This is a genomic window from Pseudomonas sp. OV546 (assembly GCF_900116845.1).
Classification (GTDB): domain Bacteria; phylum Pseudomonadota; class Gammaproteobacteria; order Pseudomonadales; family Pseudomonadaceae; genus Aquipseudomonas; species Aquipseudomonas petroselini.
Map to the genome: position 1 here is coordinate 72,428 of NZ_FPCE01000008.1, position 24,299 is coordinate 96,726.

Sequence of the window (24,299 nt, forward strand, 5' to 3'; positions counted from 1 at the left end):
AGGCACCTCAGATCTCAGGCGTCCACGTCACCCCAAACATCCACACCCGACCCTCTTCGCGATAATCCTGATTGTTTAAAAAGCCCGGGTCGTTATAGCTGTAACGCGCCCGCGCATAGGACCTGTCCAGCAGGTTATCGACCTTCAACGACAGCGCCACTTGCCGATTCAACGCCCAACTGCTGCGCAACCCAAGCAAGGCATAGCCGCCCAGGCGGTGGGTGTTGTCTTCATCGTCATAGCTGCTGCTGATGGCCTGCCAGCTGGCGCCCAGCCCCAGCGTGTCGAATTGCCGATCCAGATCCAGGTTCAACGTCCGCCGCGCCCGGCGGGCCAACGTGTGGCCGCTGTCGCGGTCGCGTGGGTCGATGAGCGACAACCCAAGGTTGCCTTGCCAGCCAAACAGCTCCTGCTTGAGTGCGGCCTCAAAGCCGTTGATACGCGCCGACGCCACGTTCTGCGGCTTGCCGGAGCGGTCGAGGATGATCGCATCGCTCAAGTCGGTGCGGTACAGCGAGGCTTCAAGGCGCGTGCTGTCGCTCAGTTGACTGCGCCATTGCAACTCGTAGCTCTTGGAGGTTTCGGGCTGCAGGTCGGGGTTGCTGTACTGCGTGTCGGGGTAGTACAGGTCGTTGAAGGTGGGCGCGCGGAAGCCTTCGCTGTAGGTCAGCAGCAGGTCGTTGTCCGGGTTGACCGGCACTGTCACGGTGCCGCTCCAGCTGTTCTGCCCGCCGAACTGCTGGTTTTGGTCGCGCCGTAGCCCCAGCTCGGTGGAAAACCACTCGCCATGGAAGCGATGCTGTACGAAGGCGGCGCGGTTCCAGCGGCTGTTTTCGGTGAAGGTGGTGGAGCCGTGGAAGCGATCTTCGTACCAGTCGCCGCCAAGTATCAGGCTGTTCTGGTCATTCAGCGTCAGGTCGTTCTGCCAGTTGACCGAATCGCGGTAGGTGTTGAACACGCTGAAGTCATCGCTGAGGGTGTCGCGCTTGGTATCGCGGTTCTCGCTATGGCCCAGCTCCAGGCGCGATTGCCAGTGCTCGTTGAGCGTGGCATCGACATAGCCGCTGGCACTGCTCACGGCGTAGTCGGTGTAGGGCTTTTGCCCAACTGTTTGCCCGGTGGCGAGGTCGTAGCGGCCGAAGCTGTTGTCGTATTCCGATTTGCCACGGTTATCCAACAGGTTGAAACCCGCCTCCAGCGCATCGCTGAAGGAATGGCTGAGGTTCAGGCTGAGGGACTGGTTGCGGTAGGCATCATGGTCGCCATCGCTGGGGAATGAGGTGTGCGTCGAGTTGATCCCGGCGGTGTCATCCAGGCTCGCCCCCAGGTTGAAACGCGTTTGTTCGTCGCCGCCGGAGAGGCCGAGGCTGCGCTCCCAGGTCTGATGGCTGCCAAACCCGAGTTTCAAGCGCGGCTGCACGCCTGGCTCGGCGTTGCGCCGGGTAAACACCTGGATCACCCCGCCAATCGCATCGCTGCCATAGATCACCGAGCGTGAGCCGCGCAGCACTTCCACCCGTTCGATCTGGTCGACATTGAGGTATTGCAGGCCGCTGTCGCCGGAGGTGGTATTGGCGATGCGCTGACCGTCCACCAGCACCAGGCTTTGAGCGGATTTGGTGCCACGCATATAAATCCCCGGCAGGCTGCCACGGCCACCGCTGGGCGCGACTTGTACACCGGGCACGCGGCTGAGGAGGTCGGTGAGGCGGGTAGGCTGCAAGCGGTCGATGTCGTCGCGGGTGAACACCGTGTTGGCGGCGCTGCTGTCGTTGCGGGCCTGCACCTGGCGGTTGGCGCTGATGACGACGTTGGGGAGTTTCAGCGCGTCGTCGCGGGTGTCGGCCAGCAGGTCCGGGGCGCAGAGAAGCAGCAAGGGCAGGGCAAGGCGAAGGCGATTCATCGGCTGTCCGTAGCTTCAAACGTGATACATAACCCATGTGGGAGAGGGCAAGCCCCTCCCACCTGTTGAGCCGGTTTCTACAGCGCCAGCAGTGTCATGCGTTCGCGTACTGAGGCTTCAATGCCCGCTTCATCCAAGCCACACTCCGCCAGCATCTGCGCCGGCTTGGCGTGTTCGACATACACATCCGGCAAGCCCAGGTGCAGCACGGACTTGAGGATGTTCTCCCGCGCCAGGAACTCGCTGACCGCCGCACCCGCGCCGGCCATGATTGCGTTTTCTTCGACGGTCACCAGCAGTTCATGGCTGCCGGCGATCTCGCGCACCAAGGCCTCATCCAGGGGTTTGACGAAGCGCATGTCGACCACGGTGGCGTCGATCTTCTCGGCCACCTTCAGTGCTTCGGCCAATTGCACGCCGAACACCAGGAACGCGGTCTTGCTGCCTTGGCGACGCACGATGCCCTTGCCGATCTCGATAGGCTCCAGGTCCTTCTCGATCACGGCATTCGGGCCATTGCCACGCGGGTAGCGCACGGCGGCGGGGCCGTTGTACAAGTGGCCGGTGCTGAGCATCTTGCGCAGTTCGTTCTCGTCGCTCGGCGTCATCACCAGCATGCCGGGGATGCAGCGCAGGTAGGACAGGTCGAAGCTGCCAGCGTGAGTCGGGCCGTCTTCGCCCACCAGGCCGGCGCGGTCGATGGCGAACAGTACGTCGAGGTTCTGCACCGCGACGTCATGCACCAACTGGTCGTAACCGCGTTGCAGGAACGTCGAGTAGATCGCCACCACCGGCTTGGCGCCTTCACAGGCCATGCCGGCGGCAAAGGTCACCGCGTGCTGCTCGGCAATCGCGACGTCGAAGTAGCGCAGCGGGAAACGCTCGCTGAACGCCACCAGGTCGGAGCCTTCCTTCATCGCCGGGGTAATGCCTACCAGGCGTGGGTCGGCAGCGGCCATGTCACACAGCCATTCGCCGAACACACCGGAATACTTCGGCCCGCTGGCCTTTTTCGGCGCAGCGGCGGGAGCGTTCAGTGGGTCGAGCTTGGTGATTGCGTGGTAACCAATCGGATCGACCTCCGCCGGGGCGAAGCCTTTGCCTTTTTTGGTGACGATATGCAGGAATTGCGGGCCCTTGAGGTCACGCATGTTGCGCAGCGTGGCGATCAGGGTGGGCAAGTCATGGCCGTCGATCGGGCCGATGTAGTTCCAACCCAACTCTTCGAACAGGGTGCCCGGGACCAGCATGCCCTTGGCATATTCTTCGGTGCGCCGGGCAATTTCCCATGCGCCTGGCAGACGCGAGAGCACCTTCTTACTGCCTTCACGCATGCTTGCATACGTGCGGCTGGAGAGGATTTTTGCCAGGTAATTGGACAGGCCGCCGACATTGCGCGAGATCGACATGTCGTTGTCGTTGAGGATCACCAGCATGTTGGCGTCCACTTCCGGCGCATGGTTCAGCGCTTCGAAGGCCATGCCGGCGGTCAGCGCGCCGTCACCAATCACGGCAATCGCCTTGCGATCGCTGCCCTGCAGGCGGGCGGCAATCGCCATGCCCAGCGCTGCACTGATGGAGGTGCTGGAGTGGCCGACGCCAAAGGTGTCGTATTCGCTCTCGGCGCGGCGCGGGAAGGCGGCAATGCCGTCCTTCTGGCGCAGGGTGCCCATTTGCTCGCGGCGGCCCGTGAGGATTTTGTGCGGATACGCCTGATGGCCCACGTCCCACACCAGCCGGTCATCCGGGGTGTCGAACACGTAATGCAGGGCGATGGTCAGCTCGATGACGCCCAGGCCGGCACCAAAATGCCCACCGGTCTGGCCGACCGTGTAGAGCAATTCCAGGCGCAACTCATCGGCCAGGGTTTCCAGCTCGGCTTCACCCAGTCGACGCAGGCCGACCGGCGTGACAGCACGGTCAAGCAGGGGCGTGGACGGGCGCTTGCGGGGAATCTCTTGAAACGTCGTGGGCATCAGGCGAATCGTTATAGGTATAGAAGAGGCGGCAGTTTACCTCAAGCATCGCAAACTGCCCACGCAGAGCGCCGAACTTGGCCGATATGCGGCCGTAAAGGCCGCGCGTGTCAGTGGCGGCGTTCGACGATATACCGCGCCAGGTCACGCAGTGGCTCGGCCGCCGCGTCGAATGGTCGCAGGGCGTCCAGGGCCTGGTCACGCAGCTCCAAGGCATAGGCTTTGGCCGCAGCAAGCCCGAGCAGCGCAGGGTAAGTCGGTTTGTCCCGTGCGATATCGGCGCCCTGGCGTTTGCCCAGGGTTGCGGTGTCACTTTCTACGTCAAGAATGTCGTCCTGCACCTGGAACGCCAGGCCGATGGCCAGCGCGTAGGTCTTCAGCGCCGCCAATTGAGGCGCTTCAGCACGCCCGCTGGCCAGCGCGCCCAAGTGCACGGCGGCTTCGATCAAGGCGCCGGTCTTGTGGCGGTGCATGTGTTCGAGGGCTTGCTGGTCCAGCTTGAGGCTGACCGAACCCATGTCGATCGCCTGCCCGCCCACCATGCCTGCCGGGCCCGCAGCGTGTGCGAGTGCGGTCACCATGCGCAGGCGGAGCTCGGCATTGACGCTGCTCAGCGCCGGGTCCAGCAACGCGCTGAACGCCAGGCTCTGCAAACCGTCACCGGCCAGGATCGCATACGCTTCATCGAAGGCTTTGTGGGTGGTGGGCTGGCCGCGCCGCAAATCGTCGTCGTCCATCGCCGGCAAATCGTCATGCACCAGGGAGTAGGCGTGAATCAGCTCGACCGCGCAGGCCGCGCCGTTCGCCTGTTCGGCCGGCGCACCGAGTGCTTCACAGGCCGCATACGCCAGCAACGGGCGCACACGCTTGCCGCCATTCATCACGCTGTAGCGCATGGCCTCATAGAGGCGCTTCATTTCCGGGCTTGGCGCAACAAACAAGGGTTCCAATGCCGCATTGACCCGGGCTTGGCTACTGGCCTGATACGCGTCGATCATTCGGGCTGTTCCGCATCGAAAGGTTCTTCGGCCAACTCCCCGTCACGTTCCAGCAGTACTTGCACCTTCTGCTCCGCCTGCGCGAGCGCGCTCTGGCAGTCACGGGTCAGGCCGATGCCTTGCTCAAACGCGGTCAACGAGTCTTCCAGCGACAACTCACCGTTCTCCAGACGCTCGACCAGGGTTTGCAGGTCGGCGAGGGATTGTTCGAAATCGAGTGCAACTTTTTTGCGGGCCATGGCGGCTATTCCGGTAGACGGTAAACCGGCGCGACACTAGCAGACATGGGGATTCTGGGCAAATGAGTGGGGGTGTCACCTGTTCGCTGTATTGACTTGATACCGCGTGCTGCGGCCGCCTCCGGGGAGTCGGACCAGGCAGTTCTTTTCCAGCAAATCAGCCAGATGCCGCGTCGCCGTGGCCTTGGACACCTTTGCCACTGCTTGGTACTGCGCCGCGCTGACACCGTGCTCAAAACCCTTTTCACCGCCATCGAGCAGGCGGTTGAGCACCTTGATCTGTTCGGCAGACAACGCGAGGTCGCGGTGCTGCTGCCAGAACCGGCTTTTGTCCAATACCCGGTCAATCCGCACCATGGCTTGCTGCAGGCTGCGCAGCAGGGTCTTGAGGAACCATTCCAGCCAGTCGGTAATATCCAGCGTGGCTTTTTGGCTGGACTCCAACGCTTTGTAATAGCCTGCGCGGTCCTCAAGAATGCGGGCCGACATGGCGTAAAAGCGGATGGCCTGGTGTTCGCCCTGGGCCAACGCCAAGTCGGTGATGGTGCGTGTCAGTCGACCATTACCGTCATCGAAAGGGTGTAGCGTGACAAACCAGAAATGCGCCACGCCGGCGCGGACCAGCGGGTCCAGTTCCGGTTGATTCCGGCTGGTTTCGAACCACTCGAGGAAGTCTTCCAGCGCTTGCTCCAGGCCTTTGCGCGGCGGTGCCTCGAACTGCACCATGGGCCGATCAAGCCGCCCCGACACCACCTGCATCGGCTCATCGCCACGCAATGCTCCAACATTCAGTGCACGTGCGGCATAACCCGCTTCCGGTGCTGGAAACAGCCAATGATGCCAATTCAAAAGACGGGCGAGGGTAAAGGGCTGGGCGTATTGCTCGGTGGCGTCCATCATAAGATCGGCCAAGCCTTCACTGCGACGGCTGACGCTGGCGTCCTTCAACGGCTCCAGGCCCAGGCGCCGTGCCAGTGATGAGCGCACCGAGCCCACATTCAACTGTTCCCCCTCGATGGCCGAAGAGGTCAGGATGTTTTGCAGCAACGCATCCAGCTTGTTGTGCGCGTTAACCGCCTGGCTGACGGTGCCGAGCATGCCCAGCAGCTTGCCTTGCGCTTGCCCGCACTCACGTAGCAAGGCCGCCAAGCGTCCTGGTTGTCAATGGAAGTGCGGCCAGTCGGGGTGTTGCCAGATCCAGAACGGGTGGTCCATGGGAGGTACCTGGTTGCGTGAGCCGAATAAAAACGTTATTCGGCTCATGTAATGAGCCGATTGTGCCTCCTATTCGGCTCATCTTCCACTCAGGCAGATGTTGTGGCCGGTTGAGCGCAGCGGCCTTCTGCATCCTTTAGCTGGGCTTCGAACGCAAGCAATCCTGCCTGCGTCTTTTGCAGTGCTGCAATCTGAGTGGCCAATTCGTGTTTCTTCTCGGCGATTGCCTGATCCGCCCGCTCCCAGGGCAATACATCGCCTACGTGGCCTGCAAGAATCTCCTGCAACTCCTTGAGCTTGAACCCCAATTGCTGCGCGCACTTGATAAACATCAGCAGCTCAACGCTTTGCTCCGAATACACCCGGTATTGACCCTGGCGCTGCGGCGGCGGCAACAGGCCGATCGCCTCATAGTGACGAATCGCCTTGATGGTGGTGCCCGCCAACTGCGCGGCTTTGCCGATGTACATGAAAACTCCCTTTTTCAAATAGTCCGCCGGCCTGCTTCAGCCACTTCGCCCGATGCGCCGGTGTAGACCCCAGTATCGGCCCGAACATCAAGGTCTTGATTGGCTTGATGCCGCAAAACGCCAGCGTAGTCGCACGCATCTGGTGAATGCCCGGCATGCGATAGACCCAGCGGTAATACCACGGGGGCGTGTCCAGGGTCACTAACAAGTGCGCGGTGCGTCCTTGCAGCAGTTTGTCAGGGAATGCCTTGCCCGCTCGGTATTTGAAGGCAAAACCGGGCAGGAAGATGCGGTCGAGGAAACCCTTCATCAACGCCGGGATACCGCCCCACCAGATCGGAAAAACAAATACCAGATGAGTCGCCCAGAGGATGTCGGACTGGGCGCTGAGCAAATCGGGCTCCAAGGCTTGAATGTCGCTGTAGCCGTTTTGAAGCACCGGGTCGAAAACGAGTTCACCCAGGCGTAGCACACGTACCTCATGGCCGGCGTTTTTCGCCGATTGGGTGTAGGTGTCTGCGAGGGCCGAACAGAAACTGGTGCTAGAGGGGTGGCCGAGGATGAGCAGGGTGCGATGAGCCACGGAGAGTGTCCTGGAAAAAAAGAGGCTCAGGGTAGGGGCTGCCGTATAGGGGAGAGTCAAGATTTGACGCCGAGAGGGGACGATTTTTAATCGCCAGTAGGACGATTCCGAGTCCTTCGCAAGCGCCTTCCTGATGCGGGCTCCAGCGCTTGTGAGAGCAAAATCCCCTGGCTAGGCTTCCTCCCGTTGCTAATACGAGAGTGAGCCAGGCATGAAAGAGCGATCGATTGGCGTGACCACGGCCCCCGAGGGTTACCACGATTGGCTGGTCGATCTCAAAAGTCGCATTCATACCGCTCAGCAGCGCGCTACGCTGGCGGTAAACCGCGAGTTGGTGCTGCTTTACTGGCAGATCGGCAACGATATCCTGACCCGCCAGGCGAAGCAGGGCTGGGGCGCCAAGGTCATTGAGCGCCTTGCGCAGGATCTGCGGGCCGACTTCCCGGAGATGAGGGGGTTTTCACCGCGTAATCTCAAGTACATGCGCGCTTTTGCGGAGGCTTGGCCAGATGTGGAGTTTGTGCAACAAGCTGCTGCACAATTGCCCTGGGGGCATAATTTAGTCCTGCTGGACAAACTCCCCGGTCCCGAAACCCGCCGCTGGTATACCTCCCAGGCAATCAAGCACAACTGGTCGCGCAATGTGCTGGTCATCCAGATTGAGGCCCGCCTGCTGGAGCGCAGCGGCAATGGCGTGAGCAATTTTTAGAGCCATCTGCCCAAGCCTCAATCCGATCTGGCGCGCGAGTCCCTCAAAGATCCTTATCGCTTTGATTTTCTCAGCCTGACTGCGGATGCGCATGAGCGTGATATCGAGAGCGCCTTGATCAAGCACGTCACCGATTTTCTGTTGGAGCTGGGTGCGGGCTTTGCCTTTGTGTCGTTGCCGGCAGAACTGCAAACCAGCCTGCCTACTATTGAACAGATCGAGCGTGAGTTGGCCGGTGACGGTGCTCCCGTCCAAGAGAAAGAGTCACCCACCCAGGCTGGGAACGAATAATCGCTCAGTGCTTCTAAGCAACGGCTTCATTCACACCGTTTACCGCCGGAGCGCCCAAAAAACACAACCAACCCTCGAAGGCTGCCTGACTGAGGCACGGAAATAAGGTTCTCTTCATTTACCTTGCTGCGCCGTGCTTCGCCGAGCATCATTCTTTTCCCTGGACCCGACCGCGACGTATGCAGATGCCTCATCTTCCTGCCCCGCTCCCCGCCAACGAGCAGGAGCGCCTCTGGTCCCTGGAATCTCTGGGCATCCTAGACAGCGCGCCTGAACCTGGTTTTGATGACATTGTGTTGCTGGCAACCAACCTGTGCGACGTACCGATTGCGTTGGTATCGCTGGTGGACAAGGAGCGCCAGTGGTTCAAGGCTTGTATCGGCCTCGACGTTCGTGAGACGCACCGCGACCTGGCGTTTTGCGCGCACGCCATCCTGTCTCCCGATGAGGTGCTGGTGGTCGAGGACGCCGCCCTGGACGCGCGTTTCGAACACAGCGCGCTGGTGTTGGGGCCGCCGTATATCCGCTTTTACGCGGGCGCACCGATTCGCGATGATCGTGGTTTTGCACTGGGCACGGTCTGTGTCATCGATACCCGGGCCCGCACGCTGACGGTCGCGCAACACAATGCCTTGTTGGCGCTGGCCCGGCAAACCGCCTCGTTGCTGCAACTGCGTCTGCTCAGTGAACAGCGGGAATTGCGTGCCCGGCACCTCGAACACGAACTTGCTCAAGCGCAGGCGCTGGGGCGCCAGGCCGAACAGTTCATGCACCATGCCAAGCGGGTTTCGTCGCTTGGCATGGTGGCGGCCAGCATCGCCCACGACTTCAACAACCTCCTGCAAGCGTTGAGTGCCAGCTTGCAGATGGTGCGATTGCGCGCGCGCCGCCCGGACGACGTCGAGCGCTTCAGCGATGCCGGCCTGCAAGCGGTGGATCAAGGCCGTTTGCTGGTCAATCACCTGCTGACCAGCGTGCGTCACGACAGCCCCAACTTGATGTGCATCGACGTCAATGAGCGCCTTGAAAGCATGCGTGATGTGTTGCTGCGGACGGTCTCGGACGGGGTCGAACTCTCCCTCGACCTGGCGGCTGCCGGCACCGGTGTGTTGTGCGAAGAGGCACAGTTGAGCGCTGCGGTGATCAACCTGCTGGCCAACGCGCGCGATGCCCTGGGCGGCAATGGCCGCGTGCACATCCGCTCACGGCTGGTCAGCGTCGAGCAGGACGAAGCGCTGGCTGCGGGTAATTACCTGCTGCTCAGCATCACCGACAACGGCCCCGGTATGCACGAGGAACTGGCTGCCCAGGTCTTCGAGCCGTTCTTCACCACCAAATGCGCGGGCAAAGGCACCGGCCTTGGGTTGTCCCAGGTATTGGAGTTCGCCCAACGCGCGGGAGGCACGGTCAAAGTGCAAACCGCCCCAGGCGCCGGCACCACGATGAACCTCTATCTGCGGGCCCTTGGCCGTATCGACGCCAACCTGCCCGTCGGCTGAAACGCCGAAAGCCTGCTTTTAAGGGCAGGCTTTGGTACGCAGCGGTTTGCTTAGCCCTTGCGAGCCGTCAACGCCGAATAGCCATTCATCAAGTTGCGATAGTTGGGAATACGTTGCGACAACAGATTCCCCAGGCCTTCGATATCGTTGCGCCAGTCGCCCTGCAACTCACACGCTACCGAAAACCAGTTCATCAACTGCGCACCGGCTTGCGTCATCCGGCTCCACGCCGCCTGCTGCACCGTGGTGTTGAAGGTGCCCGACGCGTCGGTCACCACAAACACCTCAAACCCCTCAAACCCCTCCGCCAGCGCCGACAATGTCGGGAACGCTACGCACACATCCGTGACCACACCGGCAATGATGATCTGCTTGCGGCCGGTGGCCTTGATCGCCTTGACGAAGTCTTCGTTGTCCCACGCATTGATCTGACCAGGGCGCGCGATGTACGGCGCATCCGGGAACATCTCTTTCAGCTCCGGTACCAGCGGGCCGTTGGGGCCTTGCTCGAAGCTGGTAGTGAGGATCGTCGGCAGGTTGAAGAACTTGGCCAGGTCGGCCAGGGCGAGCACGTTGTTCTTGAACTCGTTGGGCGAGAAGTCCTGGACCAGGGAGATCAGGCCGGTTTGGTGGTCGACCAGCAGAACGATGGCGTCGTCTTTGTTCAAGCGGTTGTAGGTTGCAGTGCTCATGGTTGAATCCTTTTTGTTTAAGTAGGGAAGGGCGTTGCGTTCAACATGGGCATAGATTAATGGGTGGGTGGCGAGGGATAAATCGGGTGAAATAGGTAATACAGTCAACTCATAGGAGACAATGCTTGCATGGCCAGCAGTACCGATCCCTTTCATTTGCAGGACGTTTCCTAGAGAATCCCAGCCGCTTGCGCCAGCAAAATCCCGCGACTAGGCTGCGGTTTGTCACTGCCTATTCAGTGATCGGGTTTAGTCGCCCGGACTTCGCTAGGCGCACGCGCCATCTAAAAGACAGGTGTTTTCTTACCTGCACTTTATGGTGGCTGTGCGCAGGGCACCTTCGGGTGCGCCGGTGCCTAGCGGCCGGTCGACTAACCTGCGTACAGCCGCCACCTCTGCTCGTTTAGTCGCGAAAGGACGGTGGTAATCACCTACCGCTAGAGGTTTTGTTATGGATAAGTTTTTTTCAGATTCGCCGTCATCGGCAGCGACCAACCCATTTACCGTCAATGAAGAGCTGAGCTTCGAGGATGCCTGGGTGCGTGTAGCGGAGTTGCTGCAGTGTGCGGTGGCTACGTCGCAGGTGCTTGGGCAACCGCTGGCTGCGCCGCAGAGGGCTGTGATGCATTTGGTGGAGATGGCGAAGATGGTGGCGGATCGGGCTGTGGAGTGTATGCAGCCTAAGTAAGACAACTTCGCCTGTTCAGCCTTCAACGTTCAGGCGATTCGATCTTTAAGTGCAGCTCAGGCGTATAGCCTGAAGTCGTTGCTGTCGCGAATCAGTAGCTGCATCAGCTTGGGATGAATGAAGAGCTTTTCCTTGCCGATCTGAACCTCTTCTAAAACGCCAATAAAGACCAATTCTTTGAGGTAGCGAGAGGCGGCCTGGCGTTGAGCGATCTGCTTGTCGACGACGTTGCTGATGCGGCAGTAGGGCTGTTCAAAAATCACATCCACTAATTCGCGGGAATAGGTTTTTGGCAGGCGCTCACGCACAAACTGGCCGGTGTGCTCGGATAGGCTGCGAATGGCCGCAATTTTGGCGGTGGTCCATCGAGCGGTTTCTTCCACGGCGGTGAGCATGTACAGCAGCCAGGGCTCCCAGGCTTGTTCGCGAGTGACATCAAGTAGTAGTCGGTAGTAATCGGCTCTATGCGCAATGATGAAATGACTCAGGTGGATAGTGGTCGCTCAGCCAACGATTGGTAACCGTTATGCAGAGTTTTGCGGTAACGCAACGCCTCTTTGGTCGCCGGGTCTGCGTGGTTGGCGCCATCCTGAGCGTGCTGGAAGAGCAAGTCGTCAGTGTAAGCACTCGTGTGGAACGTGTCGTTTTTTTTGGATTTTTGCGACATGTTTCGTGCTTGTGTCGCTGTCAACGACATGTTGAGGATCTACCAGCTTGCAGCGCTCTCATAGGTGTCGGAAAAGTAAGCGCCTTTTAATCGATGCTGCTGACCAACTGGATGATGAGGGCTGGGATCTGACGTGGCATGGTTATCAGGGCCTATCACCAGAAATCTACAACGCGATGGGTGACTACTTTTGGGATGAGTCGGCTTTTGCTGTTGATTATCGGGCGGGTGTACGGTGTTGGCCCAGCGCTTGGATTTGAAAGATTAACCCTCCTACCGAACGACTGGTGATACCCGATAGCCAATGCGCGACCGATCTTTAGCCCATCCATTGCTTCACGATGTTGGGGGCGGAAGCCGTGCGTTGCTCTGTTTCCCTCGACGCGCAGGGTATGGAGCAAACTGTGAATACTCTGATCCAGTTGGATCTCGCGACTGAGCTTGCGCAGTAGATCAGTCTGAGTAGTGTGGGCGTCAAATTCGATACCGGCGTGGCTAGCCAGGTCTTGGACCAAGGTTTCGCCGAGATACGAAATTCTTCAGGCATTAAAAAGCCGGCTTGTGGCCGGCTTCTCGGGGACTGCTTCAGCTTGTTTTTGACAAGCCTCACCAGCCTTCAAATCGCTCAGCCCACATCGCGTCTGGCTGAATAGTAGGGGCATCCGCGGGAACTCCTCCGCTTCGCCGAGCAGGGTGGATAGCGTCAATCCACCCCCTGCCAAATGTGCGGCGCATAATACCCACATTCATTTCAAATGCCCACCTCCGGATCCGATTTAGAGCCTTCCCAGCCGATTAAATGCTCATCCAGCGGCACGGGCGGGCGACGGTTGTTCAGTGTGGACCACCAGAATACCCAGCCCAGGATCTCGACGTTCTGCTCAAAACGTTGCTCATGAGTCAGGTACTCGTCGGGATGCTCGCCAGCATTGTGGCTGCGCATGCGCAAGCCGCCACCGGGTCGGTTGTAGAGGTATTTGATGCGCAGCATGCCGTCGTGTTCTACGGCGTAAATCTCGCCGTCGATGATTTGGGTGCGGCCTCGGTCGATGGCGAGGGTGGCGCCTTGTTGGATGATGTCGATCATGCTGTTGTCGACCATGTAGGCGCCCAGGGCGCGGTCGGGGTTTACGGTGAGGGTCTGGAGGGTGTGCAGGGAGACGCGGATGCGCTCAGTTGAGGTGAATGAAGGGTGGAGGTCGATCTCCACGTCGATTTTTTCCGGGAGACAGGCGGGGCCTGTGAGGTATTTGCCGCTTCCTTCGCGGGTGGTGGGCAGTCCTTTTCGGGTGTCCGGGCCTTCCAGCAGGAAGTTGGCCGGTGGGTGTTTGGGGCCTTCGCCGGTGCGCAGCCAACGGCTGGAGATGCACAGCAGTTCTGCGATCTCGTTGAGTCGACCCATGGGTACACCGCGCTTGAACCAGTTGTTCACGTGTTGAGGCGTGACACCACGGTTTTTGGCGAAGTCGGAGGCGGAAAGATGAACTTCCCGCAGTAGCGCTTTTAAACGATCACCTGATGTATTCATAAACGCAGAGTTTACTGGCCGGGAATACAGATCAAATAAACCATGCGTTGAGTTGCGGTTGTAGGTCTTTGCTTAGTTCTAGCTTGATACTTCGGATTTTGAATGAAGTTAAACAGTGTTTATAAAACATTGAACTTGTCGTTTAGCGTTTCCCACAAAAAAGCCCCGAATGATCGGGGCTTTTTCAATTGCCGAAGCAATGAGGAACCGGTATCAGCCTTTGTAGGCAGCAACCGACTTCAGGATCTCGGCGCGGGCGGCGTCTGCGTTGCCCCAACCGTCGATCTTCACCCATTTGCCTTTTTCGAGGTCTTTGTAGTTCTCGAAGAAGTGCTTGATCTGTTCCAGCAGCAGTGGCGGCAGGTCGGTGTATTCCTTCACGTCGACGTACAGCTGGGACAGCTTGTCGTGAGGAACCGCGATCACTTTGGCATCGCCGCCGCCGTCGTCGGTCATGTTCAGGATGCCCACTGGGCGTGCGCGGATAACCGAGCCTGGAGTAACCGGATAAGGGGTTACGACCAGCACGTCGAGGGGGTCACCGTCGTCAGCCAGGGTGTTAGGGATAAAACCGTAGTTGGCCGGGTAGAACATCGGGGTGGCCATGAAACGGTCAACGAACAGGCAGTCGCTGTCTTTGTCGATTTCGTATTTGATCGGCGCGTGGTTGGCCGGAATCTCGATGGCGACGTAGATGTCGTTCGGCAGGTCTTTGCCAGCCGGAATCTTGCTGTAGCTCATTGGGCGTTGCCCCCGTTAGTTGGCCAAGAAACTTGGCCGGATTGGCCTAAAAGTGGCGGCGATTATAGGCACATTCCGCCGCCGATGCCATGCGCCAGACGTCGTACGGTCATTCGCCCTGCGACTGATAACGCGGGTCGTCGGCTTGCAGTCGAGTAAGGCGGGCCAGGGGATCCTGGCGATAAAAGCGGCTCAGTTGGGCGTACACCTGTGGATAACAACTGACCAGTAAATCCGGGGCGCTGAAAAAATACTCGCTGGTGACGGCAAAGAATTCCGCCGGGTTTTCAGCGGCGTAGGGGTCGATCTCAGTTTCAGCGTCCGGGTTGTCGTCCAACTGGCGATTGAGGTCGTCGTAGGCGCTTTGCATCACGCTGGCCCATTCCTGCACGCGCATGTCGTTGTGCAGCGGCGGCAGGCCGTTGGCGTCGCCGTTGAGCATGTCGAGCTTGTGCGCCAGTTCGTGGATGACCAGGTTGTAGCCTTCCCAGTTGCCGCTGGCGAGCACGCCAGGCCAGGCGAGGATCACCGGGCCTTGTTGCCAGGCTTCGCCGCTGTGTTCGCCGTCCCATTCGTGCTCGATGCCGCTGCTGTCGCGATGGCGCTGGGGGCTGACGAAGTCGTCGGGGTACAGCACGATTTCGTGAAAGCCCTGGTACCAGTCAAGGTCGCCGAGGTTCATCAGCGGCAGTTGCGCCTGGGCGGCGAGCAGCAGGCGTTGTTCCTGGTGCAGCTCAACGCCGGGCAGGGCGGTCAGGTGCTTTTCGGCGAGGAACACCACGCAGGCTTCGCGCAGCCACTGGTCCTGCTCGGGGCTGATGCCGTCAAGGAAGGTCAGGTGGTGGCGCACCCGTTGCCAGGTGTCCTCGGCAATCGGGTGCTTGGCCAGCAAGCGCCGGCGACGCCAGGCGCTGAGGGACCACATCGCAGGTTACTGCGGCTTGGCTTCGGAGGACGCGCGGCCAAAACGGCTGCGGAACACGCCAATAATCATCGGCACCAGCGACAGCAGGATGATGAACACCACCAGCAACGACAGGTTTTTCTTGATAAACGGTACGTTGCCGAAGAAGTAGCCCAGGGTCACCAGGCCGCCGACCCACAGAATGGTGCCGAGCACGCTGAACCCGAAGAACCGCGCGTAGGGCATTTTCGCGATACCGGCAACGAACGGTGCAAAGGTGCGCAGGATCGGCAGGAAGCGCGCCAACGTCACGGTTTTGCCGCCGTGCTTGTCGTAGAAATCGTGGGTTTTTTGCAGGTAGTCGCGACGGAAGATTTTCGAGTTCGGGTTGTTGAACAAGCGTTCGCCCAGCGTTCGCCCGATCACGTAGTTGGTACTGTCGCCCAGGATCGCCGCCAGCATCAACAAGCCGCCGAGCAGGACCGGGTCCATGCCGCCACCTGCCGCCACGGCGCCGGCGATGAACAGCAACGAATCACCCGGCAGGAACGGCATGACCACCAGGCCGGTTTCGCAAAAAATGACCAGAAACAGAATGGCGTAGATCCACGGACCGTAATTGGTTACCAGCAGGTCGAGGTACACATCGAGATGCAGGATAAGGTCGAGCGGGTTGAAATCCATGGATGGCACCTGTGTGAATGGCCCGGCTCAGCAGGCCTGTGCGGAAGCTCGGGTAATAAGGCTACAAGTGTATGCCGCATTTCTTACAACCCTGAAAGGTCCGCATTATACGGATTGAGTCGTGAAAAGCGTGTTGGTTTTGTAGCGGGGGATGTCGTGGTACTCGGGCTTGCAAGCGCTGCAGGGCTAAATGTGGGAGGGGGCTGTCCCCCGATGAGGCAGTGCCAGTTACAAATTGGCTGACTGACACACTGCTATCGGGGGCAAGCCCCCTCCCACATGAGGTTTGAGGTGTTTGGGCTGCCGCGATCAATCCTCACTGATCGGCAGCGTGTAGTTCTTGAATTCAGTGTCTTCGCGAAACCCGATCGACTCATAGGTCTTCTGCGCCACTTCGTTGTCACTGCTGGTCGACACCCGCAGCCGTACCGCGTGGGTTTCCTTGGCCATCTTCTTCGCCGTGCGCATCAGGTTATCCGCCACCAGTTGCCGGCGAGCATCCTCCGCCACATAGATGTCATTGAGGATCCACACCCGCTTGAGCGACAACGACGAAAAGCTTGGGTACAGCTGGCAAAAGCCCAGCAACTTCTTGTCGTCATCATCGGCCAGGGCCAGGTAAATCACCGACTCCTTGCGGCGCAGGCGTTTTTCCAGAAAGCCCCGCGATGAGTCCGGGAAGGGCAAGGCGCCGTAGAACTCACGGTATTTGACGAACAGCGGGGTCAACAGGTCCAGGTGTTCCAGGGTCGCTTGAGTAATCCGCATGCCAGGCCTCAACTTCCAAATGGGGTATGACCACACGAGCGGCCGTGACTCGATGCTGCCTAAAGGCACGAAAAAGCGCAATCGTGCCGCAATCAGTCATCCGGTGAACTGAGCAGGAAATTGCCTTTCATCAGGTCAGGATCATCGGATTCGAGGGTCTGGACCTGCGCCTCGTCCTTGAGATTGACCCCCGACAGTTGCCGTCGACACGCCTCTCGCATCAAGTAAAGCAGGCGGTGGGCCGCCATGCCGTAGCTCAAGCCTTCCAGGCGTACGTTGGAGATGCAATTGCGATAGGCATCAGTAAGGCCGACCTTGGGGTTGTAGGTGAAATACAGGCCCAGGCTGTCCGGCGAACTGAGCCCAGGCCGCTCGCCGATCAGGATCACCACCATCTTGGCACCGAGCAATTGCCCGATTTCATCCGCCACTGCCACGCGGCCTTGTTCCACCAGGATCACCGGTGACAAGGACCACCCTTCAGCGTGGGTTTGTTCCTCCATGCGCGTCAGAAACGGCAAGGTATGTTTATGCACGGCCAGTGCCGATAAACCATCGGCCACGACCACTGCCAAGTCCACGCCGCCGGGATTGGCTGAGGCGTGGTCACGCAAGGCCTGGGCCGATTCATCGCTGAGGCGCCGCCCCAGGTCCGGGCGTTGCAGGTAGCTGTGCCGGTCGGCAGCAGCGCTGTGCAGCAGCAGGCTGTCGCGGCCGCGTTCGGCCAATTGGCTGCTGAGGCCTGCATGGTCGAAAGGTAAATGCACCGCGTCCCGCGCCTGAGCGTGGGCGAACTGAAAATCCAGCTGCGCGTTGGTGGGGATACTGGTGCCGGTGCGGCCCAGGGCGATACGGGCTGGCGTCAGGCGGCGCAGTTCCAGCCAGGGGTTATCAGGCAGGTCGAGTTGCACAGGCGGCTCCTTCATCCCAATTGCGCCAAGGCTTGGCGAAACGCCGGTGGCAGGCTGTTGCCGAAGTGCACCTTGCCGTCGGCTTGCGTGAAGATGCCCATTTTCGCCAACCACTGCTCAAACTCCGGCGCCGGCTTCAACCCCAAGGTCTGGCGGGCGTACAAGGCGTCGTGGAACGAGGTGGTCTGGTAGTTGAGCATGATGTCGTCGGAGCCGGGAATGCCCATGATGAAGTTGATCCCGGCCACGCCCAGCAAGGTCAGCAGGGTGTCCATGTCATCCTGGTCGGCTTCGGCGTGGTTGGTGTAACAGATGTCGCAGCCCATCGGCACGCCGAGCAGCTTGCCGCAGAAGTGGTCTTCAAGGCCGGCGCGGATGATTTGCTTGCCGTTGTACAGGTACTCCGGCCCGATAAAGCCCACCACGGTGTTCACCAGGAACGGCTTGAAGTGCCGGGCCACCGCATAGGCGCGGGTTTCGCAGGTTTGCTGGTCGACACCAAAGTGCGCATTGGCCGACAAGGCGCTGCCCTGGCCGGTCTCGAAATACATCAGGTTCTGGCCCAACGTGCCACGATTGAGGCTCAGACCCGCTTCGTAACCCTCTTGCAGCACGCTCAGGCTGATGCCGAAACTGGCGTTGGCCGCCTCCGTGCCGGCAATCGACTGGAACACCAGGTCCAGCGGCACGCCACGGTTGATCGCTTCGATGGACGTGGTGACGTGGGTGAGTACACAGGCCTGGGTCGGGATTTCGTAGCGCTGGATGATCGCGTCGAGCATTTCCAGCATGGCGCAGATCGAGGCGATGCTGTCGGTGGCCGGGTTGATACCGATCATGGCGTCGCCGTTGCCATACAGCAGGCCGTCGAGAATGCTCGCCGCGATGCCTGCCGGTTCGTCCGTCGGGTGGTTGGGCTGCAGGCGTGTGGATAAACGTCCGCGTAGGCCCAGGGTGCCGCGAAATTGCGTGACCACGCGGATCTTCTGCGCCACCAACACCAGGTCCTGGACGCGCATGATCTTCGACACGGCGGCGGCCATTTCCGGTGTCAGCCCTGGCGCCAAGGCGCGTAGGGCGTGTTCATCGGCCGCGTCGCTGAGCAGCCAGTCGCGCAGGCCGCCGACGGTCAGGTGGCTGACGGCGGCAAATGCCTGTTTATCGTGGGTGTCGATGATCAGGCGGGTGACTTCATCGCTTTCATAGGGGATCAGCACTTCTTGCAGAAAGTGTTTCAGCGGGATATTCGCCAACGCCATCTGCGCTGCCACCCGCTCACCGTCGTTCTGTGCGGCCACGCCGGCGAGAAAGTCTCCGGAACGCGCGGGGCTGGCCTTGGCCATCACGTCCTTGAGGCTGTCGAAGCGGTAGGTTTGAGCACCCACCGCGTGGGAAAAGCTTGCCATACAGTGTCTCCTTGATGGCGCGGGCCCACTGTGAGAATGGCACCCGCGTCGAGGTTTACGGCATCTAGTGCAGGGCGGCCTCTGCGGCCTGGATCGCCGCGAATTCCTCTTCGGGCGTACCCGCTACCAAGTGATGCCGGCTGTAGAAAGCAAAGTAAGCAATTAATACTCCATAGATGATCGCGGCGCCAATCACCACGCGCGGATCCACCAGAAAGCCCGCCACTACGGCCACACAGGCCAGCACCAGCGCAACGCCTGAGGTGAAAATACCGCCCGGCGTGCGGTACGGGCGATCCATTTTGGGGCGACGGATGCGCAAGGTGATGTGCGCGGCCATCATCAGCACATAGGAAATGGTCGCGCCGAACACCGCTACCAGAATCAGCAGATCACCCTGGCCGGTCAGCGACAGGCCAAAGCCGATGATGCCGGGGATCACCAGGGCCAGCACGGGTGCCTTGCTTTTATTGGTCTGGGACAGTTTGCGCGGCAGGTAGCCGGCGCGGGACAGGGCGAAGATCTGCCGCGAATAGGCGTAGATGATCGAGAAAAAGCTCGCGATCAGCCCTGCCAGGCCGACCAGGTTGACGAAGCTGCCCATCCAGGTCGAGCCGCCGTAGGCCAAGGCCAGCGCTTCTACCAGTGGGTTGCCGGACTTGACCAGCGCATAAGTGCCGGCGCCCCCTGGAGCAATCACCAGGATCAGCAGGGCAAAACTGGTCAGCACCACAATGGCGCCGATCAAGCCGCGCGGCAGGTCGCGCTTCGGGTTCTTGGTCTCTTCAGCGGCCAGGGGCACACCCTCTACCGCCAGGAAAAACCAGATGGCATACGGAATCGCCGCCCACACACCCACGTAGCCGAAGGGCAGGAAAGTGCTGGCGCCCTTGGCCTCGCTCACCGGGATATCCAGCAGGTTGGCGACGTTGAAGTGCGGCACCATGGCGACCAGAAATACCCCCAGCGCAATCGCAGCAACGGCCGTAATCACAAACATCAGCTTCAAGGCTTCGCCGACACCGAAGATGTGGATGCCGATAAAAATGATGTAGAACGCCAGGTAAATCATCCAGCCGCCGATGCCGAACAGCGATTCGCAATAGGCGCCGATAAACACCGCGATGGCGGCGGGGGCGATGGCGTATTCGATCAGGATGGCCGTGCCGGTGAGGAACCCGCCCCAGGGGCCGAAGGCGCTGCGGGCAAAGCCGTAGCCACCGCCGGCGGTGGGGATCATGGACGACAGTTCGGCGAGGGAAAAACACATGCACAGGTACATGGTGGCCATCAGCAAGGTGGCCAGGAACATGCCGCCCCAGCCACCTTGGGCCAGGCCGAAGTTCCAACCGGCGTAGTCACCGGAGATCACGTAGGCAACGCCAAGGCCGACTAACAGCACCCAGCCGGCGGCGCCTTTTTTCAATTCGCGTTGTTGGAAGTATTGGGAGTCGACTTTTTCAAAGTCGACGGATGAACTTGTAGGTTCGCTAGGCATGGGAAAGTACCTTTCGTTGTTATTTTTTTAGTTCGGCATCTTTGTGCCGGATGCACTTCGCAAGTACTTATGAAGATCTAAAACGGTGGGAGGGGGCTTGCCCCCGATGACGGTGGATCAGTTAAAAAGTTAGGGGCTGACACACTGCAATCGGGGTCAAGCCGCCTCCCACATTTGATTGCATTTCAAATGTGGGAGGCGGGTTAGTTAAAAGAAACCCAGTGGATTAATGTCGTAACTCACCAGCAAGTTCTTGGTCTGCTGGTAGTGATCCAACATCATCTTGTGGGTTTCACGCCCCACGCCGGACTTCTTGTAGCCACCGAATGCGGCATGCGCCGGGTACAGGTGGTAGCAGTTGGTCCACACGCGGCCCGCCTTGATCGCCCGGCCCATGCGGTAGGCGCGGTTGATGTCGCGGGTCCACACCCCGGCGCCCAGGCCGAACTCGGTGTCGTTGGCAATGGCCAGGGCTTCGGCTTCGTCCTTGAAGGTGGTGATGCTCACCACCGGGCCGAAGATTTCTTCCTGGAACACGCGCATTTCATTGGTGCCCTTGAGCAGAGTCGGCTGGATGTAATAGCCGCCGGCCATATCGCCGGTGAGCTTCTCGACCTTGCCGCCGGTCAGCAGTTGCGCGCCTTCGCCCTTGGCGATTTCCAGGTAGGACAGGATCTTGTCGAACTGCTGCTCGGACGCCTGGGCGCCGACCATGGTGTCGGTGTCGAGTGGGTCGCCACGTTTGATCGACTCGATCTTCTTCATCACCACTTTCATGAAGTCGTCGTAGATCGACTCTTCCACCAGTGCGCGGGACGGGCAGGTGCACACTTCACCTTGGTTGAAGAACGCCAGCACCAGGCCTTCGGCAGCCTTTTCGATGAACGACGGTTCGGCCTTCATGATGTCGGCAAAGAAGATGTTCGGCGACTTGCCGCCCAGCTCCACCGTCGACGGAATAATATTCTCGGCCGCCGCATGCATGATGTGCGAGCCCACTGGCGTGGAGCCGGTGAAGGCAATCTTGGCGATGCGTTTGCTGGTGGCCAGGGCTTCGCCGGCTTCTCTGCCGAAACCGTGCACCACGTTCAGTACGCCCGGCGGCAGCAGGTCGCCGATTAATTCCATCAGCACGTTGATGCCCAGCGGGGTCTGCTCGGCAGGCTTGAGCACCACGCAGTTACCGGCGGCCAGGGCCGGGGCAAGCTTCCATGCCGCCATCAGCAGCGGGAAGTTCCACGGGATGATCTGGCCAACCACGCCCAGTGGCTCATGGAAGTGATAGGACGCGGTGTGTTCATTGATTTCGGCGCTGGTGCCTTCCTGGGCACGGATGCAACCGGCGAAATAGCGGAAGTGGTCGGCCGCCAGCGGAATGTCGGCGTTGAGGGTTTCACGCACGGCCTTGCCGTTGTCCCAGGTTTCGGTAATGGCCAGCAGTTCGAGGTTCTGTTCGATGCGGTCGGCGATTTTCAGCAGGACCAGCGAGCGGTCCTGGGCCGAGGTCTTGCCCCAGGCGTCGGCGGCGGCATGGGCGGCGTCCAGGGCTTTGTCTATGTCTTTGGCCGTGGAGCGCGGGAATTCGGCGATGGGCTTGCCGTTGACCGGCGAGGTGTTGGTGAAGTAGTTGCCATCGACCGGCGCAACGAACTCGCCACCGATGTAGTTGCCGTACTTGGCCTTGAACGAAACGATGGCGCCTTCAGTACCGGGGTGTGCGTAACGCATGGTGGGTATCTCCTGGCTTTTATGTTTATTGGGAGCGCAGCGCAGCAAGCGCTTGATAAAGCGTAGAGCAAAGGTTGGGCCACCGCTTCGTGGGCCAGGGAAATCAAGGGCTTGGGCATTGTTGCAAGGCGTTGCTGTGGCAGGGCTGATACAGATCATGTGACAGTTTGTGCCATATACGGTACAGCCCGTGACCAGTGGGTCGGCCCGGGATTGCATTGGTCGGATGGCTGGGGGATGCTGGGCGCTCTCACGCAGGGAGAATAATAAGAAATGCACAACGATCATTTCAGTCGCCATGCCCAGCAGGTGCTCACTGTGGCGCATGGCCGCGACCCGTCCAGCGACCCCTCCATCGCCCGCTCCTGGCTGCGTTGCCTGGAGGACTATCACCTCGACCCTGCGCAAACCATTGCCCCTACCGTGCTTGAACACGGCCGCCTGCTGGAAAGCCGCGAGCGTCTGCAACAGGTGCTGCACATCGCCGGCAGCGAGATGAACAGCCTGCATCAGCAGCTCTCGGGCGCGGGGCACGCCGTGCTGCTCACGGATGCGCGGGGTGTGATCCTCAACTGTGTCACTGCGCCGTCCGAGCGTAAGATTTTCGAGCGCGCCGGGCTGTGGCTGGGGGCGGATTGGAGCGAAGCCTGCGAAGGCACCAATGGCATCGGCACCTGCCTGGTGGAGCGCCAATCCCTGACCATCCATCGCGATGAGCACTTTCGTGGCCGGCATACCGGGCTGACGTGTTCGGCGAGCCCGGTGTTCGATCCCCACGGTGACCTGCTGGCCGTGCTGGATGTGTCTTCGGCGCGCGAAGCCGTGTCGCGCCAGAGCCAGTTTCACACCATGGCGTTGGTGAACCTGTCGGCGAAGATGATCGAGAGTTGTTACTTCCTGCGTCACTTTGAACACCACTGGTTGCTGCGTTTTCATCTGCAGGCGGAGTCGGTGGGCCTGTTCAGCGAAGGGCTGCTGGCGTTTGATGGCAACGGGCGCATTTGTGCCGTCAACCAGAGCGCGCTGAACCTGCTGGGGCAGTTGCGTGGCGGCTTGTTGGGGCAGCCGGTGGAGGCGTTTTTCGAATGCTCCCTGGACCAGTTGCTCGGACGCGCCAGTGCCAATGCCACGGCCAGTTGGCCGCTGCGTACCCGTGATGGCCGGCCGCTGTTCGCGGCGCTGCGGGGCCAGGCGCGCAGCGTTCCCGCACCGGTCGCCAGGCCTGCCGTGGTGGAGCGGCCGCGCCTGCCCGGCATCTGCCTGGGCGATCCGGCGCTGCAACGGGACTTCAGCAAGGCGCTGCGGGTATTCGAGCGCGATGTGCCGTTGATGATCAATGGCGAAACCGGCTCCGGTAAAGAGGCCTTCGCCAAGGCGGTGCACCAGGCCAGCCAGCGTGCCGACAAGGCATTCGTGGCGCTCAACTGCGCCGCCATCCCGGAAAGCCTGATCGAAAGCGAACTGTTCGGCTATCGCGGCGGCAGCTTTACCGGCGCGCGCAAAGAGGGCATGCAAGGCAAGTTGCAGCAGGCCGATGGCGGCACCCTGTTCCTCGATGAAATCGGCGATATGCCCCTGGCGCTGCAAACCCGTTTATTAAGGGTGCTGGAGGATCGGCTGGTGGTCCCGCTCGGCGGTGAGCCCCAGGCTGTGAACGTGCGAATTATCAGCGCAACCCACCGGAATTTGCTGGAGCGTGTGCAGGACGGCAGCTTCCGCGAGGACTTGTATTACCGGCTCAATGGCCTGGAAGTCGGGTTGCCCGCTTTGCGCGAGCGCAGTGATAAATCCCAGTTGCTGGACTTCCTGCTGGCGCAGGAGGCCAATGGCGAAGCGGTGGCGCTCGACCCGGCGGCGCGTATGGCGCTGTTGGCATTTGCCTGGCCGGGTAACGTGCGCCAGTTGCGCACGGTGCTGCGTACGCTGGTGGCGCTGTGTGATGAAGGGCGCGTAGCGCTTGAGGACTTGCCCGCGCAGATTCGCCAGGCCCGCCCGGTGGCCGCCGCGCAGGCCAGGCCCGCAGAGTCGCCGCTGGAAGACGCGGAGCGCCTGGCATTGCTCACCGCTTTGCAGCAACAGCGCTGGCACATGACGCACACGGCGGAGCAGTTGGGCGTCAGCCGCAACACGCTGTATAGAAAGCTGCGCAGGCACGGTATCGCACGCCACGCCCTCAGCTAAAGGGTGCGATTTTCGCCCCC

General features: G+C 60.5%; 20 protein-coding genes and 3 pseudogenes. 4 read left to right on the forward strand and 19 right to left on the reverse strand.

The window, feature by feature from the left end; translation table 11 throughout:
- Positions 1-7: 7 nt before the first annotated feature.
- The 7 genes and pseudogenes from BM403_RS19025 to BM403_RS19055 form a co-directional block, all read right to left on the reverse strand.
- Positions 8-1,903, reverse strand: a complete 1,896-nt coding sequence (locus BM403_RS19025; RefSeq protein ID WP_064052215.1) for a TonB-dependent receptor domain-containing protein — start codon at positions 1,901-1,903, stop codon at positions 8-10.
- Between the two features lie 77 nt (positions 1,904-1,980).
- The gene (gene dxs, locus BM403_RS19030) at positions 1,981-3,879 is read right to left on the reverse strand and encodes a 1-deoxy-D-xylulose-5-phosphate synthase (protein WP_093544204.1); all 1,899 of its coding nucleotides are present in this window, start codon (positions 3,877-3,879) and stop codon (positions 1,981-1,983) included.
- Between the two features lie 110 nt (positions 3,880-3,989).
- Positions 3,990-4,877 (reverse strand): (2E,6E)-farnesyl diphosphate synthase, encoded by an 888-nt coding sequence (gene ispA / locus BM403_RS19035; protein WP_046035700.1) that lies wholly within the window; start codon positions 4,875-4,877, stop codon positions 3,990-3,992.
- Positions 4,874-5,116 (reverse strand): exodeoxyribonuclease VII small subunit, encoded by a 243-nt coding sequence (locus BM403_RS19040; RefSeq protein ID WP_003176346.1) that lies wholly within the window; start codon positions 5,114-5,116, stop codon positions 4,874-4,876. The genes ispA and BM403_RS19040 overlap by 4 nt, the downstream gene beginning before the upstream one ends.
- Before the next feature lie 75 nt (positions 5,117-5,191).
- Positions 5,192-6,331 (reverse strand): annotated as a pseudogene (locus tag BM403_RS19045) (Fic family protein).
- 89 nt (positions 6,332-6,420) lie between these two features.
- Entirely contained in the window at positions 6,421-6,801 is a 381-nt protein-coding gene (locus BM403_RS19050; protein ID WP_015886094.1) for a MerR family transcriptional regulator, read from the reverse strand.
- Positions 6,740-7,384, reverse strand: coding sequence for an NAD(P)H-dependent oxidoreductase (locus BM403_RS19055; protein WP_093544206.1), 645 nt, complete (start codon positions 7,382-7,384; stop codon positions 6,740-6,742). The genes BM403_RS19050 and BM403_RS19055 overlap by 62 nt, the downstream gene beginning before the upstream one ends.
- Before the next feature lie 211 nt (positions 7,385-7,595).
- Between BM403_RS19055 and BM403_RS19060 the strand changes: the two are divergent.
- Both BM403_RS19060 and BM403_RS19065 read left to right on the forward strand, forming a co-directional pair.
- Positions 7,596-8,384 (forward strand): annotated as a pseudogene (locus tag BM403_RS19060) (PDDEXK nuclease domain-containing protein).
- A gap of 179 nt (positions 8,385-8,563) precedes the next feature.
- Positions 8,564-9,883, forward strand: a complete 1,320-nt coding sequence (locus BM403_RS19065; RefSeq protein ID WP_093544208.1) for a sensor histidine kinase — start codon at positions 8,564-8,566, stop codon at positions 9,881-9,883.
- 50 nt (positions 9,884-9,933) lie between these two features.
- On the opposite strand, the gene ycaC is transcribed toward BM403_RS19065, so the two are convergent.
- On the reverse strand, positions 9,934-10,575 hold the full coding sequence (gene ycaC / locus BM403_RS19070; RefSeq protein WP_093544210.1) for an isochorismate family cysteine hydrolase YcaC: 642 nt from the start codon (positions 10,573-10,575) through the stop codon (positions 9,934-9,936).
- A gap of 451 nt (positions 10,576-11,026) precedes the next feature.
- On the opposite strand from ycaC, the gene BM403_RS19075 reads away from it, so the two are divergent.
- Positions 11,027-11,263 (forward strand): DUF6124 family protein, encoded by a 237-nt coding sequence (locus BM403_RS19075; protein WP_043205969.1) that lies wholly within the window; start codon positions 11,027-11,029, stop codon positions 11,261-11,263.
- Between the two features lie 56 nt (positions 11,264-11,319).
- Here the strand turns inward: BM403_RS19075 and BM403_RS32570 are convergent.
- The 11 genes and pseudogenes from BM403_RS32570 to BM403_RS19135 form a co-directional block, all read right to left on the reverse strand.
- Positions 11,320-11,921 (reverse strand): annotated as a pseudogene (locus tag BM403_RS32570) (Fic family protein); the annotation flags it as partial.
- Between the two features lie 164 nt (positions 11,922-12,085).
- Positions 12,086-12,445, reverse strand: a complete 360-nt coding sequence (locus tag BM403_RS32575) for a DUF4145 domain-containing protein (protein WP_371914028.1) — start codon at positions 12,443-12,445, stop codon at positions 12,086-12,088.
- A gap of 236 nt (positions 12,446-12,681) precedes the next feature.
- A complete protein-coding gene (locus BM403_RS19095; RefSeq protein ID WP_015886088.1) occupies positions 12,682-13,458 on the reverse strand; it encodes a LexA family transcriptional regulator in 777 nt (258 codons plus the stop codon).
- 213 nt (positions 13,459-13,671) lie between these two features.
- Entirely contained in the window at positions 13,672-14,199 is a 528-nt protein-coding gene (gene ppa, locus BM403_RS19100) for an inorganic diphosphatase (protein ID WP_003219382.1), read from the reverse strand.
- A gap of 109 nt (positions 14,200-14,308) precedes the next feature.
- Positions 14,309-15,124: a M90 family metallopeptidase gene (locus BM403_RS19105; protein ID WP_093544212.1), complete on the reverse strand. Its 816-nt coding sequence runs from the start codon at positions 15,122-15,124 to the stop codon at positions 14,309-14,311.
- A gap of 6 nt (positions 15,125-15,130) precedes the next feature.
- Positions 15,131-15,787: a DedA family protein gene (locus BM403_RS19110; protein ID WP_043205963.1), complete on the reverse strand. Its 657-nt coding sequence runs from the start codon at positions 15,785-15,787 to the stop codon at positions 15,131-15,133.
- Between the two features lie 309 nt (positions 15,788-16,096).
- A complete protein-coding gene (locus tag BM403_RS19115) occupies positions 16,097-16,555 on the reverse strand; it encodes a GNAT family N-acetyltransferase (protein WP_015886085.1) in 459 nt (152 codons plus the stop codon).
- 92 nt (positions 16,556-16,647) lie between these two features.
- Positions 16,648-17,481 (reverse strand): ethanolamine ammonia-lyase subunit EutC, encoded by an 834-nt coding sequence (eutC, locus tag BM403_RS19120; protein WP_064052202.1) that lies wholly within the window; start codon positions 17,479-17,481, stop codon positions 16,648-16,650.
- Entirely contained in the window at positions 17,478-18,872 is a 1,395-nt protein-coding gene (locus tag BM403_RS19125; RefSeq protein ID WP_015886083.1) for an ethanolamine ammonia-lyase subunit EutB, read from the reverse strand. The genes eutC and BM403_RS19125 overlap by 4 nt, the downstream gene beginning before the upstream one ends.
- Positions 18,873-18,936: 64 nt before the next feature.
- Complete coding sequence (gene eat, locus BM403_RS19130; RefSeq protein WP_093544214.1) at positions 18,937-20,370, reverse strand: ethanolamine permease; 1,434 nt, start codon at positions 20,368-20,370, stop codon at positions 18,937-18,939.
- A 207-nt stretch (positions 20,371-20,577) separates the two neighbouring features.
- Complete coding sequence (locus BM403_RS19135) at positions 20,578-22,098, reverse strand: acetaldehyde dehydrogenase ExaC (RefSeq protein ID WP_015886081.1); 1,521 nt, start codon at positions 22,096-22,098, stop codon at positions 20,578-20,580.
- A 273-nt stretch (positions 22,099-22,371) separates the two neighbouring features.
- On the opposite strand from BM403_RS19135, the gene BM403_RS19140 reads away from it, so the two are divergent.
- Entirely contained in the window at positions 22,372-24,279 is a 1,908-nt protein-coding gene (locus tag BM403_RS19140) for a sigma-54-dependent Fis family transcriptional regulator (RefSeq protein ID WP_046035709.1), read from the forward strand.
- The last annotated feature ends 20 nt before the right edge of the window (positions 24,280-24,299 follow it).

Excerpts from the sequence above, each read along its gene's own strand:
- BM403_RS19025 (WP_064052215.1), bottom strand. The coding sequence starts at position 1,903 with ATGAATCGCCTTCGCCTTGCCCTGCCCTTGCTGCTTCTCTGCGCCCCG.
- dxs (WP_093544204.1), bottom strand. The coding sequence starts at position 3,879 with ATGCCCACGACGTTTCAAGAGATTCCCCGCAAGCGCCCGTCCACGCCC.
- ispA (WP_046035700.1), bottom strand. The coding sequence starts at position 4,877 with ATGATCGACGCGTATCAGGCCAGTAGCCAAGCCCGGGTCAATGCGGCA.
- BM403_RS19040 (WP_003176346.1), bottom strand. The coding sequence starts at position 5,116 with ATGGCCCGCAAAAAAGTTGCACTCGATTTCGAACAATCCCTCGCCGAC.
- BM403_RS19050 (WP_015886094.1), bottom strand. The coding sequence starts at position 6,801 with ATGTACATCGGCAAAGCCGCGCAGTTGGCGGGCACCACCATCAAGGCG.
- BM403_RS19065 (WP_093544208.1), top strand. The coding sequence starts at position 8,564 with ATGCAGATGCCTCATCTTCCTGCCCCGCTCCCCGCCAACGAGCAGGAG.
- ycaC (WP_093544210.1), bottom strand. The coding sequence starts at position 10,575 with ATGAGCACTGCAACCTACAACCGCTTGAACAAAGACGACGCCATCGTT.
- BM403_RS19075 (WP_043205969.1), top strand. The coding sequence starts at position 11,027 with ATGGATAAGTTTTTTTCAGATTCGCCGTCATCGGCAGCGACCAACCCA.
- BM403_RS19095 (WP_015886088.1), bottom strand. The coding sequence starts at position 13,458 with ATGAATACATCAGGTGATCGTTTAAAAGCGCTACTGCGGGAAGTTCAT.
- ppa (WP_003219382.1), bottom strand. The coding sequence starts at position 14,199 with ATGAGCTACAGCAAGATTCCGGCTGGCAAAGACCTGCCGAACGACATC.
- BM403_RS19105 (WP_093544212.1), bottom strand. The coding sequence starts at position 15,124 with ATGTGGTCCCTCAGCGCCTGGCGTCGCCGGCGCTTGCTGGCCAAGCAC.
- BM403_RS19110 (WP_043205963.1), bottom strand. The coding sequence starts at position 15,787 with ATGGATTTCAACCCGCTCGACCTTATCCTGCATCTCGATGTGTACCTC.
- BM403_RS19115 (WP_015886085.1), bottom strand. The coding sequence starts at position 16,555 with ATGCGGATTACTCAAGCGACCCTGGAACACCTGGACCTGTTGACCCCG.
- eutC (WP_064052202.1), bottom strand. The coding sequence starts at position 17,481 with ATGAAGGAGCCGCCTGTGCAACTCGACCTGCCTGATAACCCCTGGCTG.
- BM403_RS19125 (WP_015886083.1), bottom strand. The coding sequence starts at position 18,872 with ATGGCAAGCTTTTCCCACGCGGTGGGTGCTCAAACCTACCGCTTCGAC.
- eat (WP_093544214.1), bottom strand. The coding sequence starts at position 20,370 with ATGCCTAGCGAACCTACAAGTTCATCCGTCGACTTTGAAAAAGTCGAC.
- BM403_RS19135 (WP_015886081.1), bottom strand. The coding sequence starts at position 22,098 with ATGCGTTACGCACACCCCGGTACTGAAGGCGCCATCGTTTCGTTCAAG.
- BM403_RS19140 (WP_046035709.1), top strand. The coding sequence starts at position 22,372 with ATGCACAACGATCATTTCAGTCGCCATGCCCAGCAGGTGCTCACTGTG.